We start from the raw sequence: 17,640 nt of genomic DNA on the forward strand, positions 1-17,640 counted from the left end.
ATGGAACAAGATTTAAATAAAATGAAAACATTAAAGACAATTACAGAGGTTTTAAATCAATCGTACGAACGTCAATCCATGCTACAACAAGTTTTAGAATCATTTTTAGCTATCACTCATTTTGAAGCGGGATGGATTTTCTTAGGCGACCAAAAGCTATCACTGGTTGCGGATGCTGGCTTACCAGAGGCTTTAACAGTAGACGATAAGCGACCGATGTGTGGGAGTAAGTCGTGCCATTGTTTATCACGTTATGAAAATCATCGTCTGAACGATGCCATTAATATTATTACGTGTAAACGGTTAGAGGATGCCATAGCCAGTGGAACCTATGATACGGGTGGGTTTACCCATCATGCAACCGTGCCATTACAAAATGAACATAAACGCTTTGGTGTTTTTAACGTAACGGCACCACAGCGTAATGAATTTCATTCGGAGGAATTAGAGCTACTGCAATCGATTGCTGATCAAATAACCCACGCCCTTGTACGTGTTGAGCTGTTTGAACAGGAAGAAAAGCGAGGCCAGTATCTCCAAATGCTACATACTTTTTCAGCACAGCTTCGAACTATGGATCACATCGATGATTTTTGCAATGTTATTAATCATAAACTCATTGATGGTTTTCCCATTAATGGCTGTCAAATTGAGTCTGAATGGAAAGATCTTCGTATTGGTGAAGAGACAGAAAATTTATATAAAATCCCATTAAATCAGGTATCTGGTCACGTTATTTATTTTACAGAACACCCGTTGTCGGCCGTTGATCAAGAAATCCTATCCCTGGCTAGTCAGCATATTGGATTAACAATAAGAGAAATGTTAATCAGACGACGTGAAAAGGAAATGATTCAGCTACAGGAAAGAGAAACATTGGCTCAAGACTTACATGACACGGTTAATCAATTGTTGTACTCAATGACGGCTACTTCGAGTGCATTAGAGGCAATGAATGAGGATCCAAAATTGTCTGATCCACTCCTTGACCTTAAGCAATTATCTAATCAAGCACTACAAGAAATGCGGGAGATTATTGAAAATAAAAAATCACATATGTTGACACACGGTCTTTTATCAGCTCTTCGACAGTATGCCGAGAGCTTGAATATTAGGTTAGATATTGAATCTACTGGCACGACATCAATCCCTCCCTATATCGAAGAAGCGCTTTATAAAATTGGTCGTGAAGCGATTCATAACGTTTATAAACATGCATTTGTAAATGAAGCTAACATTAGGCTTGAAGGACAAGAGAATCAATTAGTCTTTATCATTTCAGATCAAGGTGTGGGCATGAATCAATCTATTCAGCCAAAACAATTTGGTTTAAAAGGGATTGAAGAGCGTATCCAATATTTAAATGGGATATTAAACATTGATTCCAACAAAGGTGAAGGTGTTCGATTAACGATAATCCTTCCGATTGAAAGAGGTTGATATAGCATGAATATAAAGGTGTTATTAGTTGACGATCATGAGGTCGTTCGAAAAGGGTTAATTTACTTTTTAAATACAAAGGAACATATAGAAGTCGTTGGTGAAGCCTCAAATGGTGAAGAAGCACTTAAATTTCTTGAATCAAATGAGGTTGATGTTTGTGTTTTAGATATCCAAATGCCTCATTTAAATGGTATTGACACCACTAAAATTTTGAAACGTGATTATCCTCATATTCATGTTTTAGTCTTGACGAGCTTTTTAAATGATGAATATGTCGTACAAGCCATACAAAACGGGGCAAGTGGTTATTTATTAAAGGATTCGGATCCAGAAAAATTATGCCAAGCTATTGAAAATGTTTATCTCAATCAAGAGATGATTGATGAAAAAGCAGCCGTTCATTTATTTAAGCATATTAAGAAAAATAATGCTAAATCAGAAGAAGAAAAACGACTTGATGAACTGACAAACCGTGAATTAGATGTTTTACAAGAAATTATGAACGGTAAGTCCAATAAAGCAATTGCTCAATCCTTATTTGTAACTGAGAAAACAGTAAAGACACATATTTCGAATATTTTATCTAAATTAGAGGTCCAAGATCGAACGCAAGCTGCATTATTTGGAGTTAAGTTCTTAGATACTAAGTAGCAATCTTTTCCATTGCATATTCGTAGCCTTCTTATTTCATACTATGACTAAATTCTAAAGAAAGGAGGAAACGAGTATGCGCTTTTCGGTTTGGATAAGCTTTGCCGCTATTTTAATGATTATGACTGCTTGTCAAGGAGCAGATGAGGGATTAAACGATAATGGAAACGATAATGGTTTAAACCAGGTTAGGTACGATGACAATAACAATGGCGGTACGTTAAATAATAATGGAAACAATGGTAGAAACAATAATGGTTTTGACATGATGGAAAACGATCGTGATCAAAACCAGCAGCAATACCGTAACAATGTCAATGATAATAATGGAAATAACGGTATGAATGGTAACAACAATAATTATGACGTAGCAGAAGAAGCGGCAGATAAGGTAGCAAATCAAATTAATGAAATTGAAGATGCATATGTGATAGCGGGAGATAATAATGCATATGTCGCAGTTGTTATGGCCAACAACAATAACAATGGCAACAACAACGGGAATAACAATGGTAACAACAATAACACAAACAATGGCGCCAATAATGATAATACAAACGGTGAAGTAGACGATCGTATTAAAGAACGCGTATCTGAGGTTATACGCTCTGGAAACAACGACATTGAAAATGTTTATGTCTCAGCGAACCCTCAGTTCTTCGATATGATTGAAAATTATGCTAACGACGCTCAAAACGGAGATCCAGTAGAAGGTTTCTTTGAAGAATTTAATAACATGGTAGACCGTATCTTCCCTAATTTAGAACGGTAATCGAATATAAACTCAGATGAAGTTAGCGCTCTTCATCTGAGTTTTTCTTTTGCATAATATATGAAGAAGGGGGAGATGAATATGCTTACGAATGACGTTTTTAAAATAGCTTCGAGTTTGGGATTGTCTATGAGTCCATATGAAATTGTTTGTGCCACTCCAGAAGAAATTGCAATGTTATATGCAAAAGGCTACCATAAGCGGTACATGCCTCAAAATGTAAAGATGGAAAAACATGTCCCTGAACAAATTGAAGTAGGGAGCCCTCATATCATTTATTTAAATAGGGGTAATAAACCAATTGAGAATTTGTACATACTAGCACATAGCGCGGGGCACCTGGATTTTGTTTATCACAATTTGTTTTTAATAAATTTAAGAAAACCCCGATTGACCCATCAACTTATTGAACCTTTATTAGACTATACTGAACAGACATTTCTTGATCAGTTTTTAGGTATCATGCGAAAACTTTCTATGGCTACGACATTAAAAAACAGATATATTGCCCCAATAACTTACTTTTTGAAACAACGTAATTGGTTTGATCCGTGGCAGTTCAAATTGCTAAAAGAAATTCAATACGAAGCGGATTATTTTAATGCCATTCAAAAGACGAAGTTAATGAATGAAGGCTGGGCAGTTTATAACCAAGACAAAGTGTTACAAGAATTGGGTTTGACTGTGGTAGAAAAACTCGAGATCGCTCAGTTAGAGGCGCGGTTGCATTTTAAACCTGAAGAAGGACTGAATTACTACTCATTAGGTAAAGCATTGTGGGAAGAAGTGTCTGAGGAAGATCAAATGAAAGTCATAAGAGAGTTTGAAGACACATCTTTCATTAAAAAGTATTATACAGAAGCGGTGCATAAGAAAGAGAATATTTCTGTTGTGGAAAATCATAACGTTTTTAAAGATTACAAGGAAGTTAAAGAACAACTACTTCTTTATTTCAAATTTCAGACGCTGAAAATATATATTGATCAAGATGTTACCGATGAAACCGGTTATTTGACACTCCGTTATCAAAACTCCCCATATCAAGTTGATGTCCAGCAAATAAAAAAAATGAAAATGGAATTAGAACAGATTCTAAAACAGGCCATTTACATAAAGCCATTCAAATCTGAGTAATGTAAGTTTATTAGAAGCTAAGATATTATATAATATTTTCATTCATAACTGGGTATAAGAAGAACAGTAAAACATAAGAAATATGTTTAATGGAGGTGGGTACTTATAAAGATTTATATAAGAAGGGAGATTAGTTAAAGGGACTATTATACAAATTATTTGGTAAACCAGGCAAACAATCTTATTCAAAGGAGATGGAAAACATGGCCAACATTAATTTAGCGATTATCTTTTACAGTATGGGTGGCACGAATTATCAACTATCTAAATGGGCTAAAGAAAGTGCAGAGGAAGCGGGTGCTGAGGTTAAAATACTTAAAGTGGAAGAATTAGCACCTGAATCAGCTATACAAGAGAATGAAGTGTGGAAAGCAACAGTGGATGCAACAAAAGACGTTCCGGTGGTTACTTCGGATGATGTAGAGTGGGCGGATGCACTTATTTTCAGTACTCCAACACGTTTTGGTGTGATGTCATCTCAAATGAAACAATTCCTTGATACTCAAGGTGGACTCTGGGCTAATGGTAAGACGATAAATAAAGTAGTAAGTGCGATGACTTCTGCTCAAAACCCACATGGTGGTCAGGAAGCAACCATATTATCCTTATATACCTCTATGATGCATTGGGGTGCAATTATAGCAGCCCCCGGTTACACGGATCCAGTTTTATTTGGTGCAGGTGGGAACCCATATGGAACAAGTGTATCAGTCGATCAAGACGGTAAAATGATTGAGGATGTTGAAGGTGCCGTTAAGCATCAAGCGAAACGTACTGTTGAGGTTGCTGAATGGGTTAAAAAAGGTTCTAATAATATCTAATAATAAACTGCCATGCTATGGACAGTTTTTTTATCATGCGTAAAGTCCGAAACCTAATCGAGATTATGGTTTCGGGCTTATTTAATGCATTGCTGGATCCATACAATCAGAAATATCCACTGCACTGACACTACCGCTAACTGACACTACCGCTAACTGATAATACCAATGCAACTCCAATTGTGCTGATTACTAGTAGCTTTCTCATCATTTATCTCCTCCTTCCCATCCTATTGACCAAATATTACCATAAATTGTCTGATAAATAAACAGAAATTTTCGAAAACTATTATGAGGCTAATACTAATTTCCAAGAACTTCATTGCAATATTTTCCGGTGACATGTACAATTAATATCGAAATTCGATATTGGATTTCGATTTAGAAGGGGGTGGTTACTTGGACAATAAGGTATTACGAAAATTGTTTTTAGGCTTTATTCACATCCATATTTTATATCACGCAAAAGAACATGCCATTTACGGGTCCTGGATGCTAGAAGAATTACAGGAACACGGTTACGAAATCAGTGCCGGTACACTTTATCCAATTCTTCATAGTATGGAAAATGATGGACTATTGGATAAACATGAAGTGAATGTAAATGGCAAAATTAGAAAGTATTATCGGATCACAAGTAAAGGCAAAGAGGTTCTCATTGAAGCGAGGGCTAAAGCTTATGAATTGTTTAAAGAAATAAAATAGAAGGAGGAGAAACCGTGTCAAAGCAGAAAAAATTTCAAAATCTTTTGGAAATATTGTTGACGTCTACAAAATTAGGTTTGACTTCATTTGGAGGTCCAGTGGCGCATTTAGCTTATTTTAAGGATGAATATATCGATCGCCGTAAATGGCTCGATGACAAAACGTACGCCGACATTATTGCGCTTTGTCAGTTTTTACCGGGTCCAGCAAGTAGTCAGGTAGGCATATCGATTGGGATGATGCGAGGCGGATTGTTGGGTGGACTAATATCGTGGTTCGGGTTCACGGTACCATCAATTATTGTATTAATCGTGTTTGCGATGATGTATCAAACCTTTAGCTTGGAAGATGCAGGTTTTATACACAGTTTAAAGATTGTAGCTGCAGCTGTAGTTTTACATGCTTTAATCGGATTAGGTAAAAAGCTAACTCCAGATAAACCACGATTAGCAATGGCATTGGCTGCTGCTACGATTATGTTATTGTATCCGTCCGCATGGATGCAGATTTTAATGATTATAGGGGCAGGTTTAATCGGGTTAAAATTATTTAAAGATAAAGCGGAATCCAAGGTTCAGCCATTTTCCATTAATATTTCAAAAAAGCTTGGTATTACTTCCTTAGGTATTTTGATTAGTTTACTCATTTTACTACCAATCTTAAATAAAGTATCTGATCATCCTCTACTAAATATATTTGATATCTTTTTTAGAGTTGGGTCTCTAGTCTTTGGTGGGGGACATGTCGTACTACCCATGATTGAGCGGGAAGTTGTTCCAAATGGCTTATTATCTGCTAATGATTTTTTAGCTGGATATGGCATGGCACAGGCCGTCCCAGGACCTTTATTTACGTTTTCTAGTTACCTCGGCACAATGATGGAAGGTATTATGGGAGCTATTGTCGCAACAATTGCAATATTTTTACCTTCATTCTTACTCATCATAGCGGCTTTACCATTTCTAAATGAATTACGGAAAAGAGCAACATTTCAGGGTGTCTTAATGGGGGTCAATGCAAGTGTAGTAGGTATTTTATTAGCAGCATTTTACGATCCTGTTCTTAATAGCTCTATCTTTAGTACAGCAGACTTTGCCTTAGGTGTCATATTATTCGGTTTGCTAAATATTTGGAAATTCCCTGTGTGGCTAATTGTTATATTAGGTGTTGTAGGAGGCTATGTTATACAGTTTATAGTAATTTAATGAGAAGGATTTGTTTTAACAAATCTGTTCTATAAAAACCCTTCTATATTTATAGGTTCAAATTTAAAATCAAATATTCCTCCTAACAAAATTACATTATTTACGTTAAATTTTATATACATTACTCTGGCGATAGATTATTTGCTAGATACGCAGTTAAATAGCCAGACGTTTAAATTAGAATGGATTCAAGCCATTCGTCGAACATTATGGATATTTATTAAAAGTTATTATGAACATAGGAATGTAGATCAGTCAGATGACTTTTTTCTAATGGAGCAAAAGATAAATAGTCGGGTTGATGTGTTTCTAGATGAGTACTTTATAAGTTATTCCAAATACAAGGATTCACTGCTAAAACAACAAAAAGAGTTAGTTGATAAGCTTTCCGTTCCTATTATTCCGATCAACGAATCGATTAGTATATTGCCGATTATTGGCTCAGTTGACTCGTATCGTGCGGAGATCATTGAAGAAAGAGTCCTTTCAGAAGTAGGTATCTCACGAATCGAGACATTGATTATGGATTTATCAGGAATGGCAAATATGGAGTCCAATGTTGTTATTGAAATCATGAAAATTATAGATAGCATCTCTTTAATGGGATGTAAGACTGTTATTACTGGAATTAGAAAAGAAATTGTCCAAGATATAGCAAAATCAGGCATTACCTTTGATCAAGCTAAGACTCTAGCGACATTAAAACAGGCTCTTCATGAGTACATCATTCAGTAATGACATAATGTCATGACCTCGATTATCATTCGAGGTCTTTTTATTTTCTACAAAATATATTAAAATGTGACAAAATTTAAATAACTTGTGTTGCGAATTGTCAAAATTAATGGTACTTTTTATCTATATATACATAAAAGGTGGGGGAAAACTTGAAGAAGCTTTTTCGCAACAAAAAGAAAGAGAAAATCGTTAAAACAAAAAAAGAGAAACAGTCATGGTGGCACAATATTAGTATTGGGAAAAAGTATGGACTAGTATCGGTTATTACGATTTTATTATTTTTGATGGTTTCAGGAGCTATTTATTGGAGTTTACAAATAGCTAATGATCAGGTTGACGCGCAGGATCGCCGTAGCGAACGAGCAATTATGGTTGATGAAATGAATGCGTTGTTTTTACAAAAGGACTTAGTTGTTATTGACTATGTGAACTATAAGTCCAACGATTATCGAAATCAATATGAGACACTCGAACAGGAGTTTTCGGATTTAGTGAATCAGGTCAAACCGCGTTTAGATGGTGGACAGGTTGATCTAATGAATCAGATTTCAGCCAATAACGACGAGGTTAATCAAATCTTTACTGAGGAAGTTGTCCCAGCTGTATCAGCAAGAGATGATAATGCTGCATTGTCTGCACGTTCTCAATTTGCAGTTGTTCGATCTGATACTCAGGAATTATTAAGTACATTACGTCAAACGATTGTTGATGATTATAATGAAGCCTATAATAATACGAAGCAAACCTTCGTGCAGGTTACAATTGCGCTTGGTAGTGGAATATTAGTCGCGGCTATTATATCCATTATTTTATTATGGTTCATTAGTCGTAATGTTAGAAGGAACATTAAGCAAGCCGTGTCAATGGCTGATGAAATAGCGCAAGGTCATTTGGCTGTCAAAACTTTAGATTACAAAGGTAAAGATGAAATCGGGCAATTATCTCAATCCTTAAACGCTATGAAAGAGAACTTAACCCATATTATTAATGATGTGACGGAGGCTTCAGAATCAGTCTCTAGTCAAAGTTATCAGTTAACCCAATCTTCAACTGAAGTACGAGAGGGTAGCGAACAAATCGCTTCAACCATGCAGGAGCTTTCATCTGGTTCAGATAATCAGGCACAGAGTGCTTCGAATATTTCTGAAATGATGGAAAGCTTTTTACAAAAGGTAGAGCGTTCATATAAAAATGGTGATCACGTGGCGCAAGAGTCTGATTCTGTTTTAGCTTTAACAGAAGAAGGTCGCGACAAAATGATGGCCTCAACGGAACAAATGAAGCGAATCCATGCCATTGTTGAAGATGCCGTGTCGAAGGTTAAAGGCTTAGATGAGCAATCACAAGAAATTTCTAAACTAGTGGAAGTTATTCAAGATATCGCGGAACAAACGAACCTATTAGCCTTAAACGCAGCTATTGAAGCGGCTCGAGCGGGTGAGCATGGAAAAGGCTTTGCAGTAGTTGCAGATGAAGTAAGGAAACTTGCTGAACAAGTAGCGGATTCAGTTGGAGATATTACCAAGATTGTGAGAAACATTCAATCCGAGTCAGCTCAGGTAACCAACTCATTAGAATCTGGTTATGAAGAAGTCGAACAAGGTGCAGATCAATTGGAGAGTACTCAGTCTACATTTGACCAAATTAATGAATCCGTTAATCAGGTAACAAGTAAAGTACAGGAGATTTCCGCTAACATGAAGGACGTACTTGATGACAGTGTTAGGACGAATCAATCAGTTGAAGAGATTGCCTCTATTTCTGAAGAATCAGCTGCAGGTATTGAAGAGACAGCAGCAACGGTTGAAGAGGCCAATAGCTCAATGGAGGAAGTATCCAAAGCTGCAGAAGAATTATCTCAACTAGCTGAAAAATTGAATGGGCAAGTCAAACAATTCAAAATATAATTATGGTAAAATAAAAAGGACTGCTTGATTTGGGCAGTCCTTTTTAAAATAATAGAAATAATAGGGGTGATCAGATCATATGAGAATTGTTTCTTTATGCCCAAGTAATACCGAAATTTTAGCCTATTTAGATTTAATGGATCAGGTTGTAGGTGTCGATAATGATTCAGACTGGCCTGATGCTGTTAAAGATATTCCAAAGGTTGGGCGAGATTTGAATATTGATATCGAAAAGGTCATAGAACTAGAGCCTGATTTGATTTTAGCCTCCTTAAGTGTTCCGGGCATGGAGAAGAATATTGAAAAATTAGACGCTCATCAATTGCCATATATTATTTTAAATCCAAATTCATTAGATGAAATTGCAGATGATATATTAACGGTTGGAAAGTATACCCACCAAGAAAATCATGCCAAGACGGTTTATGATAAGTATTACCAGACATTAAATTCATATAAAAAACTGGCTGAACAGATTCCGAAGAAAAAACGAATATATTGGGAATGGTGGCCCAAGCCCATTTTTACACCCGGAGGTCAAAATTGGTTGACTTACATTAGTGAATTAGCAGGTGCTGAAAACATTTTTTCGGATATCAATCAAGCTAGTGTTCAAACGGAGTGGAAAGAAGTCATTGATCGTAATCCAGATGAAATTTGTATGGTCTGGGTTGGTGTACAAGAAAAGAAAATGAATCCAGAACTAATACGAAAACGCGAGGATTCAGAAAAAATTAAAGCGATCCAGTATGATGATGTTCATGTTTTAGAAGAGTACTTGTATTGTCGGCCGTCACCAAGACTTTTAGAAGGGTTAAAAAAATTGGCCTATCTGTTACATCCGACATATTTTCCAAATCATAATTCAAGCTAGAGAGAAGGTCATACAAGATGGAGCATGTTCAAACGTTAACAGAAGAAGAATTCAGTAAACAGACAGCGATTAAAAAAGGATTAGTCGCAGGATTTCCGATCTTTTTAGGTTATTTACCAATTGCTATAGCATACGGTGTTTTAGCAAAAGAATCGGGCTTATCGACTATGGAAACCACGATGATGAGTGTGCTCGTATTTGCTGGAGCCTCTCAATTAATGGCCGCTGGATTATTTGCAAGTGGTGCCATGTTTGTCGAAATCGTCATAGCTACGTTTGTTTTGAATTTTAGACATTTTATTATGAGCATGTCATTTATGAATAAGGCTAAGGACTTTCCTGTTCGGTGGAAATTCCTTTTATCACTCGGCTTAACCGATGAGACATTTGCCGTGTCATCTTTGCATGGAGGTAAAGCCAAACATAAATATGGGACCTTATTTTACTTAGCTTTAATTTTATTCGCATATATTGGCTGGATCCTCGGAAGTTTAGCAGGAGCGTTATTAGGTGACATTATCCCTACGGCTATAAGTCAAAGTATGGGGATAGCCTTATATGCGATGTTTATTGGGCTACTTGCTCCTTCAGTAAAAAAGGAATGGCGAATAGGGATCATTGCAGCTTTTAGCATGTTGATTAATTATATATTATACGAGCCTCTAGGTTTTAAGGATCAACAGGAAGGCTGGGCTATTGTTATTTCGACCATTATCGGAAGTTTATTAGGTATTTTCTTACTGAAGGAGGATGATGAATCATGATTATCGCAACCATTATTGGTATGGCTATTGTCACCATGGTTCCTCGTTTTCTCCCAGCTTTTATCATGAATGGCTTAACACTTAAACCATGGGTGAATAGATGGCTAAATGCTATTCCTTTTGCTGCTTTAGGCGCTTTAATCTTCCCAGGAATTATGTATGTCATTGATGACAGACCATTAATTGGTATTTTGGGAGGAGTCGTGGCAGCAGTTATTGCACTATTTAATGTGAATGTTATTTTTGCTGTGATTGGTTCAATCTTGACCGTTTATTTATTGACAATGTAAAAGAAAGTGGGATATGTGATGCTTTTTATTAGAGAGGCTACAAGAGATGATGCAGAACAAATTGCCAACATTCACGACCAGACGTGGCGACTAACATATGAATCACTTATAGATGATGAGGATTTGAAGCAAGTCATGACATTGGATCATCGAAGGGTTATGTGGGAAACGATGTTGTCTTCTAACAAGGTTAATCAATATGTTTTTGTAGCAGAAGAAGATGATGGTAAGTTGGTTGGCTTTATTTCTGGTGGCTTAGAGCGAACAAAAAACTTTGATTATGAAGTGGAGATATATGATATTTATGTTTTAAAGGAATATCAGAAACAAAGCGTTGGTCAAAGGCTACTAGAAGAGTTTGTTAGACAATGTTTAAAGGATGGTTATAAGTCCTTATTAGTTTGGATTTTGACTAACAATCCATACGGTCAGTTTTACGTTCGATTCGGTGCTCAAAAAGTAGAGGCTGAAAATGTTACGATTGGACACGGCACTTATGAAGAAACGGCCTATGGTTGGTCGAACATACAAACATTAGCGGACCAATTAATGGAGTTGCCTAAATAAAAATTTTAGGGGGTCATTAATGTTGGTTGGGAACCTTGAGTCTTGAGGTTAGGTGACCTAAACAATATGTTGAACTTGAACCCGACATAAATTAGGATATTATCTTGGAAAAAGGGTTACTGCCTACTGGTTAAAGACGTTGTTAAATCCCTTACCTTAACCAAAAGGTCCGATCCATCTTCGGAACGGCTGACGTATCAAGTGAATTTTTTAAAAAAGTCAATAGAAAAAGGAACGCATGTTTGGTATAATAAAAACAATAGCAATTATATACAGCAAGGTTGCTTACCACACTGCCTTTATGACCATAAGTGGCTATTCACTAGAAAAATCCAAACATATGAATTGACACTCGGCTATTATATGGTAATCATCATCGAATTGCTATATAATACTCATAGGAGAGTGGGCCCATGGAACAACAAATTCTAAAGGTTCTCAAGGAAATTCAGACTGAACAGAAACAATTTAGGGATGAACAAAAGCAGTTCAGGGAAGAATTGACGGGAATTCGGGATGAACAAAAGCAGTTCAGGGAAGAATTGACGGGAATTCGGGATGAACAAAAGCAGTTCAGAGAAGAATTGACGGGAATTCGGAATGAACAAAAGCAGTTCAGAGAAGAATTGACGGAACTTCGAACTGACCAAAAACAATTCAGAGAAGAAGTAAGGTCAGAATTTAGGGAAGTTAAACATGATATTAAACGAATTGATGAGAAGCTTGATTTACTGACTAAACAAACTAGTAATGCAATCATTGAGCATCATAGCAATCAAATAACATTTCTAAAAGATAAAGTTTTTGAATTAGAAGAAGAAATGTATAAAATCAAGAAAAGGTAAAAACACTGGCACTGGAATAACCAGTGCATTTTTTTATGTTGATTAAAGCTGAAGCCCCTATAACAAGAGGTTCTGATCGTAAATTTAGACAAAATTTTTATTTTTTTAAAATAACCCCCAAAAATGATATCCTCTTGCTCGTAGTTTATGAGTGAATTTAGTAAAAGAGGTGATTAGGTGAAGCGCAATAAATTTTTTCATTTATTGACAGCAGGTACATTAACAACATCATTGGTATTAGCCCCACTAAGTATTACTGCTGATGAACATGAAGACGAAGAAGATCAACAACAAGATGTAGAAGTTGAAGAGGAAACGACCTTAGAAGCAAAATTATTTTCTTATTACGTTAAAGTTTCTGACCAGTTGTCATTAGCTTTAGAGGAAGAAGACTCGGAGCGTTTGGAATTATTGTTAGATTGGTCACTACAACAAATTGAAGAAGCTCAAGCTCTTTATGATGAAGGTCATGTAGAGCAAGCTGATGAGATTCTAGAAGAAGCTTTAACAGTTATGGAGGAAGCTGAATCTTCTGATGGAACGGACGAAGAGGATTCAGAGGAAGAAGAAAACGAGGAATCGTCTGACGAAGAGGAAAATAATGAAGATGAGTCTTCCGTTGACGAAGAAAATTCAGATGAGGAAGAATCTGACGACGAGGAACAAGAAGAAAGAGATGAAGCTGAAGAAGAAACAAAGGTCGTCGGTCAAAATGTCATTTCACTTGCTATAAATATGGAAAAAGTGAAAAACCCAGTTGCTAAAGCAGCATTAAAACGAAATATTGAGCGTTCATTAGCTCGATTAGAAGTAAAATATGACGATTTATCCGCATTATATGAAAGATTAAATGAAATTACGGATGAATTTACTGTTGAAGAAGATGAAGATTCAGAAGAAAATTCTGATGAAAATACTGAAGAAGATACAACCGAAGAAGAGTCTTCTGATGACGAAAGTTCAGATGAAGATTCTGATGAAGAAGAATCAACTGAAGATGAAAATGCAGATAAAGATGAAGAAGTTCGCGTAGAAATTGATCGCGAAGAGAACTTTAATGTTCATCCTTCTCAAAATGGAAAATCTAAACCATCTTTCGGTAAAAACAAAGCGAAAGATAAAGGAAACAACGGAAAAGGCAACAATGGAAAAGCTAAGGGCAAAGGTCATGGAAAAGGCCCTAATCACTAATTATGTTGAACTCTTCGCTTCTTAGCGAAGTTCATATACACCTCTCTCCCAACAAGAGGCTTATCCCTGACATGTAAAAGCATGTCGGGGAATTTTTTTAGTAAAAATTTCTGAATATTATTGCAATTATGTTGGTTTTTTTATTATAATAGAAAAAAGGGAGTAAGGGGGAAGAAAAGATGAAAAAACAAGTAACCTCTTATGTGCTCATTAAATATCAATTTCCAAAACGGGTAGCCATTAAAGCTAAAAGGGAAATACCATATGAAATTAAACTTGCTGCACGCTTAGTGTTAGATGAATTAGTTTTCAAATGGAATAAAAATACTTTGGAAAAGAAAATAAATAAAGCAATAGATGAAGAAGATTATCAAGCATTTGACAAATTAAGTAAAGAATACACAAAATATCTAAAATAATTGAGCCGATAAAGCTGCCTCTTTAAGAGGTAGCTTTTTCTGTAAGATTAAAAGAAAAAAGTCATAAAAACAGGAAAAATGTCTTTGGTCAGTATTTTATATCCGTGTTACCATAATGATAGAACTAAGAGATGAATGGGGATACAGAGACATGAAACGATTAATCATCATAGCATCAAGTGTATTAATTATGACTGGTTGTAACCAAGATACAGCTGAAACATTAAAAAGTGATTTTTTAACTCAAGCTGATCTTGTGGTAGAGGGTAAAGAAACACTTCAGACTAATCAGCTTGAGGATAATGAAACAGATATGAATGAAGAGGAGCAAGAAAACAATCCGACTGATGAATCAAGTGAAAGAAACGAACCAGAAGACAACGCTATTATTGTTGAGGATCCACATGCCTTAGATGTTGTCGTTAATAAAGTACGGCGTTTGCCAAAGGGTTTTGTTCCAAAAAATTTAGTTGAACCACAAGTGCCTTTTAATGCTAGTGAAGGTAACCCTAAACGTCTGTTACGAGAAGAAGCTGCCAATGCTTTAGAAGAGTTATTTGCAGCAGCTAAAGAAGAAGGCTTTGATCTAGTGGCGCAATCTGGATATCGATCCATTGAGCGTCAGATTGAATTATATAATTGGTATGTCGAAAATTATGGTCAAGATTGGGTCGATCAATATTCTGCAGTTCCGGGTCATAGTGAACATCATACCGGTTTAACAATGGATATTACCTCTGATGTTGTTGCGATGGAATTAGTTGAAGCGTTTGGAGAGACAGAGCCAGGTCAATGGGTGGAAGAGCACGCTCATGAGTATGGTTTTGTTATCCGTTATCCAAAAGGTAAAAGCGATATAACTGGTTACAGTTATGAGCCTTGGCACTTAAGATATTTTGGTGTCGAAACAGCTACTGACATCTATGAATCAGGTGTAACAGTTGAAGAGTATTATGGGTTTGTTGAGTAATTAGGTTGGAGGTCAAATGATGGGCCTCCAATTTTTTATGCCACAGATGTGGGTGTTTCAGCAGGGGATTGGGGATTCATTTTTTGGGCATTTAAATTAGACATTAGTTATTCTTTTAAGGAAAATTCATGATCAGTTTATCTTTTTACATGCGTTGATATTCGTGTTTGAGCGCATTTTTTGATATGATGATAAATGATGATTATACATGCTTAAGGAGGAATTCTGATGGATTATCGTATTGAAAGAGATACACTTGGTGAAATCAAAGTCCCAAGTGATAAATATTGGGCAGCACAAACACAACGTAGTAAACAAAACTTCCCGATTGGGAATGAGAAAATGCCTAAAGAAATTATCGAAGGTTTTGCAATCCTTAAGAAAAGTGCTGCTAGAGCAAATGAATCGTTAGGTTTATTAGAAACAGATAAAGCGGATGCCATTGGACATGCAGCTGATGAAATTCTAGCAGGAAAGCTATTTGACCATTTTCCGCTAGTCGTTTGGCAAACGGGTAGTGGAACTCAATCCAACATGAATGTGAATGAAGTGATTGCTTATGTTGGAAATGAATGGCTTGAAGAACAAGGAAAAGAAGTGCGTTTACATCCAAACGATGATGTCAACAAATCACAAAGTTCAAACGATACGTTCCCAACAGCATTACATATTGCATCTGTGAAAAAAGTAGAAGAGCACGTCTTACCTGCTTTAAACAAAATGAAACAAACATTAAAAGAAAAATCCGAAGCTTATATGGATATCGTGAAAATTGGACGCACCCATTTACAAGATGCTACACCATTAACACTTGGACAAGAAATTAGTGGTTGGCAGCGAATGCTTGAAAAAACGGAATCCATGATCAAGGACTCTTTAAAATACGTGCGTGAAATTGCGTTAGGTGGTACAGCAGTTGGCACTGGAATTAATGCTCACCCTGATTTTGCCGAAACAGTAGCCAAGACGATTAACGAAGAAACGAATGGCTCATTCGTCTCTGCACCGAATAAATTTCATGCCTTAACAAGTCATGACGAATTAGTGCATACACATGGTGCGTTAAAAGGCCTAGCTGCTGATGTTATGAAAATTGCGAATGATGTTCGTTGGTTAGCAAGTGGCCCGCGTTGCGGTATTGGTGAAATTACAATTCCAGCAAATGAACCTGGAAGCTCAATTATGCCAGGTAAAGTTAATCCAACTCAAAGTGAAGCTATTACAATGGTCGCGGCTCATGTCATGGGTAATGATGCGGCGATTGGATTTGCAGCGAGCCAAGGTAACTTTGAATTAAACGTGTTTAAACCAATGATTGCTTATAACTTCTTACAAACGTGTCAATTACTTGGTGACAGTATGAAATCATTTACAGACCGTAGTTTAGCTGGGTTAGAACCAGACGAAGAAAAAATCGAAAAATTCCTTAACGACTCACTTATGTTAGTTACAGCATTAAATCCACACATCGGTTATGAAAATGCAGCCAAAATTGCGAAATATGCGCATGAGCATAATTTAACATTACGTGAAGCTAGTGAAGCAACTGGTATTCTTTCAGGTGAGGAATTTGATAAACTTGTTGATCCAAAAGAAATGACAAAACCAAATGCCAAATAAAAATATATGAAAAAATTACCGTTAATAACTTTCTCACTCCTGTAGAAAATATGGATACACAGGAGGTGAGATACAAATGGCACAACAAAACAACAACAACTCAAACCAATTAGTAGTACCTGGTGTTGCTCAAGCTTTAGACCAAATGAAAACTGAAATCGCACAAGAATTTGGTGTTCAGCTTGGACCAGACACACCTTCACGCGCCAACGGTTCTGTTGGTGGTGAAATCACTAAACGCCTAGTACAATTGGCAGAACAACAACTAGGTGGAACTCAGTAACCAACTAATCAATAACCTCATAGTTAATTTTGAAGCATGCAGGTAAGAGAAATTCAAATCTTTCTCTTACCTGTCATTAAATAAGGGGGCTTTTGGTAGTGAACCCCAAAAGTTAGAGTTTTGATTATGCAACTGTGTGGCTGGTTTGAGTTCGGTATTCCACTGGACTTAAACCAGCCAATTTTTCTTTTATGCGTTCGTGATTGTAATAATCGATGTACCTCTCGATATCCTTCTTTAATTCAGTATAAGAAACCAAGGGTTCCCCGTAATACATTTCTTGCTTCATAAGGCCAAAGAAGTTCTCCATCACGGCATTATCTGCACAGGTCGCTTTCCTAGACATACTTTGAAAAATTTTGTTCTTCTTCAAGGTTTTTACCCATTTACGATGTTGATAATGCCACCCTTGATCTGAATGGATGGTGGTTCTATACTCAG

Annotated in this window: 20 protein-coding genes; 19 read left to right on the top strand and 1 reads right to left on the bottom strand. The window is 36.4% G+C overall.

Annotated features, from left to right (window positions below):
* The 19 genes from BLP77_RS13500 (at position 1) to BLP77_RS13590 (ending at position 17,199) form a co-directional block, all read left to right on the top strand.
* Entirely contained in the window at positions 1 to 1,440 is a 1,440-nt protein-coding gene (locus BLP77_RS13500; RefSeq protein WP_176753086.1) for a GAF domain-containing sensor histidine kinase, read from the top strand.
* Positions 1,441 to 1,446: 6 nt separating this feature from the next.
* Positions 1,447 to 2,094: a response regulator transcription factor gene (locus BLP77_RS13505; RefSeq protein WP_093857652.1), complete on the top strand. Its 648-nt coding sequence runs from the start codon at positions 1,447 to 1,449 to the stop codon at positions 2,092 to 2,094.
* Between the two features lie 76 nt (positions 2,095 to 2,170).
* A complete protein-coding gene (locus BLP77_RS13510) occupies positions 2,171 to 2,866 on the top strand; it encodes a YhcN/YlaJ family sporulation lipoprotein (RefSeq protein WP_093857653.1) in 696 nt (231 codons plus the stop codon).
* Between the two features lie 81 nt (positions 2,867 to 2,947).
* Positions 2,948 to 4,000, top strand: coding sequence for a SpoVR family protein (locus BLP77_RS13515; RefSeq protein ID WP_176753087.1), 1,053 nt, complete (start codon positions 2,948 to 2,950; stop codon positions 3,998 to 4,000).
* A gap of 203 nt (positions 4,001 to 4,203) precedes the next feature.
* The gene (wrbA, locus tag BLP77_RS13520) at positions 4,204 to 4,821 is read left to right on the top strand and encodes an NAD(P)H:quinone oxidoreductase type IV (RefSeq protein WP_093857655.1); all 618 of its coding nucleotides are present in this window, start codon (positions 4,204 to 4,206) and stop codon (positions 4,819 to 4,821) included.
* A 399-nt stretch (positions 4,822 to 5,220) separates the two neighbouring features.
* Positions 5,221 to 5,526 carry a PadR family transcriptional regulator gene (locus tag BLP77_RS13525; protein ID WP_093857656.1) on the top strand — a complete coding sequence of 102 codons (306 nt, stop codon included), beginning with the start codon at positions 5,221 to 5,223 and terminating at the stop codon, positions 5,524 to 5,526.
* Positions 5,527 to 5,540: 14 nt separating this feature from the next.
* A complete protein-coding gene (gene chrA / locus BLP77_RS13530) occupies positions 5,541 to 6,731 on the top strand; it encodes a chromate efflux transporter (protein WP_093857657.1) in 1,191 nt (396 codons plus the stop codon).
* Between the two features lie 141 nt (positions 6,732 to 6,872).
* A complete protein-coding gene (locus BLP77_RS13535; protein WP_245686891.1) occupies positions 6,873 to 7,466 on the top strand; it encodes an STAS domain-containing protein in 594 nt (197 codons plus the stop codon).
* Positions 7,467 to 7,618: 152 nt separating this feature from the next.
* Positions 7,619 to 9,376 (top strand): methyl-accepting chemotaxis protein, encoded by a 1,758-nt coding sequence (locus tag BLP77_RS13540; RefSeq protein WP_093857659.1) that lies wholly within the window; start codon positions 7,619 to 7,621, stop codon positions 9,374 to 9,376.
* 79 nt (positions 9,377 to 9,455) lie between these two features.
* Entirely contained in the window at positions 9,456 to 10,250 is a 795-nt protein-coding gene (locus tag BLP77_RS13545; RefSeq protein WP_093857660.1) for a cobalamin-binding protein, read from the top strand.
* Positions 10,251 to 10,267: 17 nt separating this feature from the next.
* Positions 10,268 to 11,014, top strand: a complete 747-nt coding sequence (locus BLP77_RS13550; protein ID WP_093857661.1) for an AzlC family ABC transporter permease — start codon at positions 10,268 to 10,270, stop codon at positions 11,012 to 11,014.
* Entirely contained in the window at positions 11,011 to 11,304 is a 294-nt protein-coding gene (locus BLP77_RS13555; RefSeq protein WP_093857662.1) for an AzlD domain-containing protein, read from the top strand. The genes BLP77_RS13550 and BLP77_RS13555 overlap by 4 nt, the downstream gene beginning before the upstream one ends.
* Positions 11,305 to 11,322: 18 nt before the next feature.
* Positions 11,323 to 11,871, top strand: a complete 549-nt coding sequence (locus BLP77_RS13560; protein WP_093857663.1) for a GNAT family N-acetyltransferase — start codon at positions 11,323 to 11,325, stop codon at positions 11,869 to 11,871.
* A 413-nt stretch (positions 11,872 to 12,284) separates the two neighbouring features.
* Positions 12,285 to 12,716, top strand: coding sequence for a hypothetical protein (locus BLP77_RS13565; RefSeq protein WP_093857664.1), 432 nt, complete (start codon positions 12,285 to 12,287; stop codon positions 12,714 to 12,716).
* A gap of 177 nt (positions 12,717 to 12,893) precedes the next feature.
* Positions 12,894 to 13,907, top strand: a complete 1,014-nt coding sequence (locus BLP77_RS13570) for a hypothetical protein (protein WP_093857665.1) — start codon at positions 12,894 to 12,896, stop codon at positions 13,905 to 13,907.
* Positions 13,908 to 14,086: 179 nt separating this feature from the next.
* Positions 14,087 to 14,326, top strand: a complete 240-nt coding sequence (locus BLP77_RS13575; protein WP_093857666.1) for an IDEAL domain-containing protein — start codon at positions 14,087 to 14,089, stop codon at positions 14,324 to 14,326.
* A gap of 151 nt (positions 14,327 to 14,477) precedes the next feature.
* Entirely contained in the window at positions 14,478 to 15,296 is an 819-nt protein-coding gene (locus BLP77_RS13580) for a M15 family metallopeptidase (RefSeq protein WP_176753088.1), read from the top strand.
* Positions 15,297 to 15,524: 228 nt separating this feature from the next.
* Positions 15,525 to 16,916, top strand: coding sequence for a class II fumarate hydratase (fumC, locus tag BLP77_RS13585; protein ID WP_093857668.1), 1,392 nt, complete (start codon positions 15,525 to 15,527; stop codon positions 16,914 to 16,916).
* Positions 16,917 to 16,992: 76 nt separating this feature from the next.
* Positions 16,993 to 17,199 (top strand): alpha/beta-type small acid-soluble spore protein, encoded by a 207-nt coding sequence (locus BLP77_RS13590; RefSeq protein WP_093857669.1) that lies wholly within the window; start codon positions 16,993 to 16,995, stop codon positions 17,197 to 17,199.
* 124 nt (positions 17,200 to 17,323) lie between these two features.
* Here the strand turns inward: BLP77_RS13590 and BLP77_RS13595 are convergent.
* Positions 17,324 to 17,640, bottom strand: a 317-nt coding sequence (locus BLP77_RS13595) for an IS3 family transposase (protein ID WP_143001447.1), incomplete at its 5' end; no start/stop codon positions are given.

The organism is Tenuibacillus multivorans, from assembly GCF_900103915.1.
GTDB lineage: Bacteria > Bacillota > Bacilli > Bacillales > Alkalibacillaceae > Tenuibacillus > Tenuibacillus multivorans.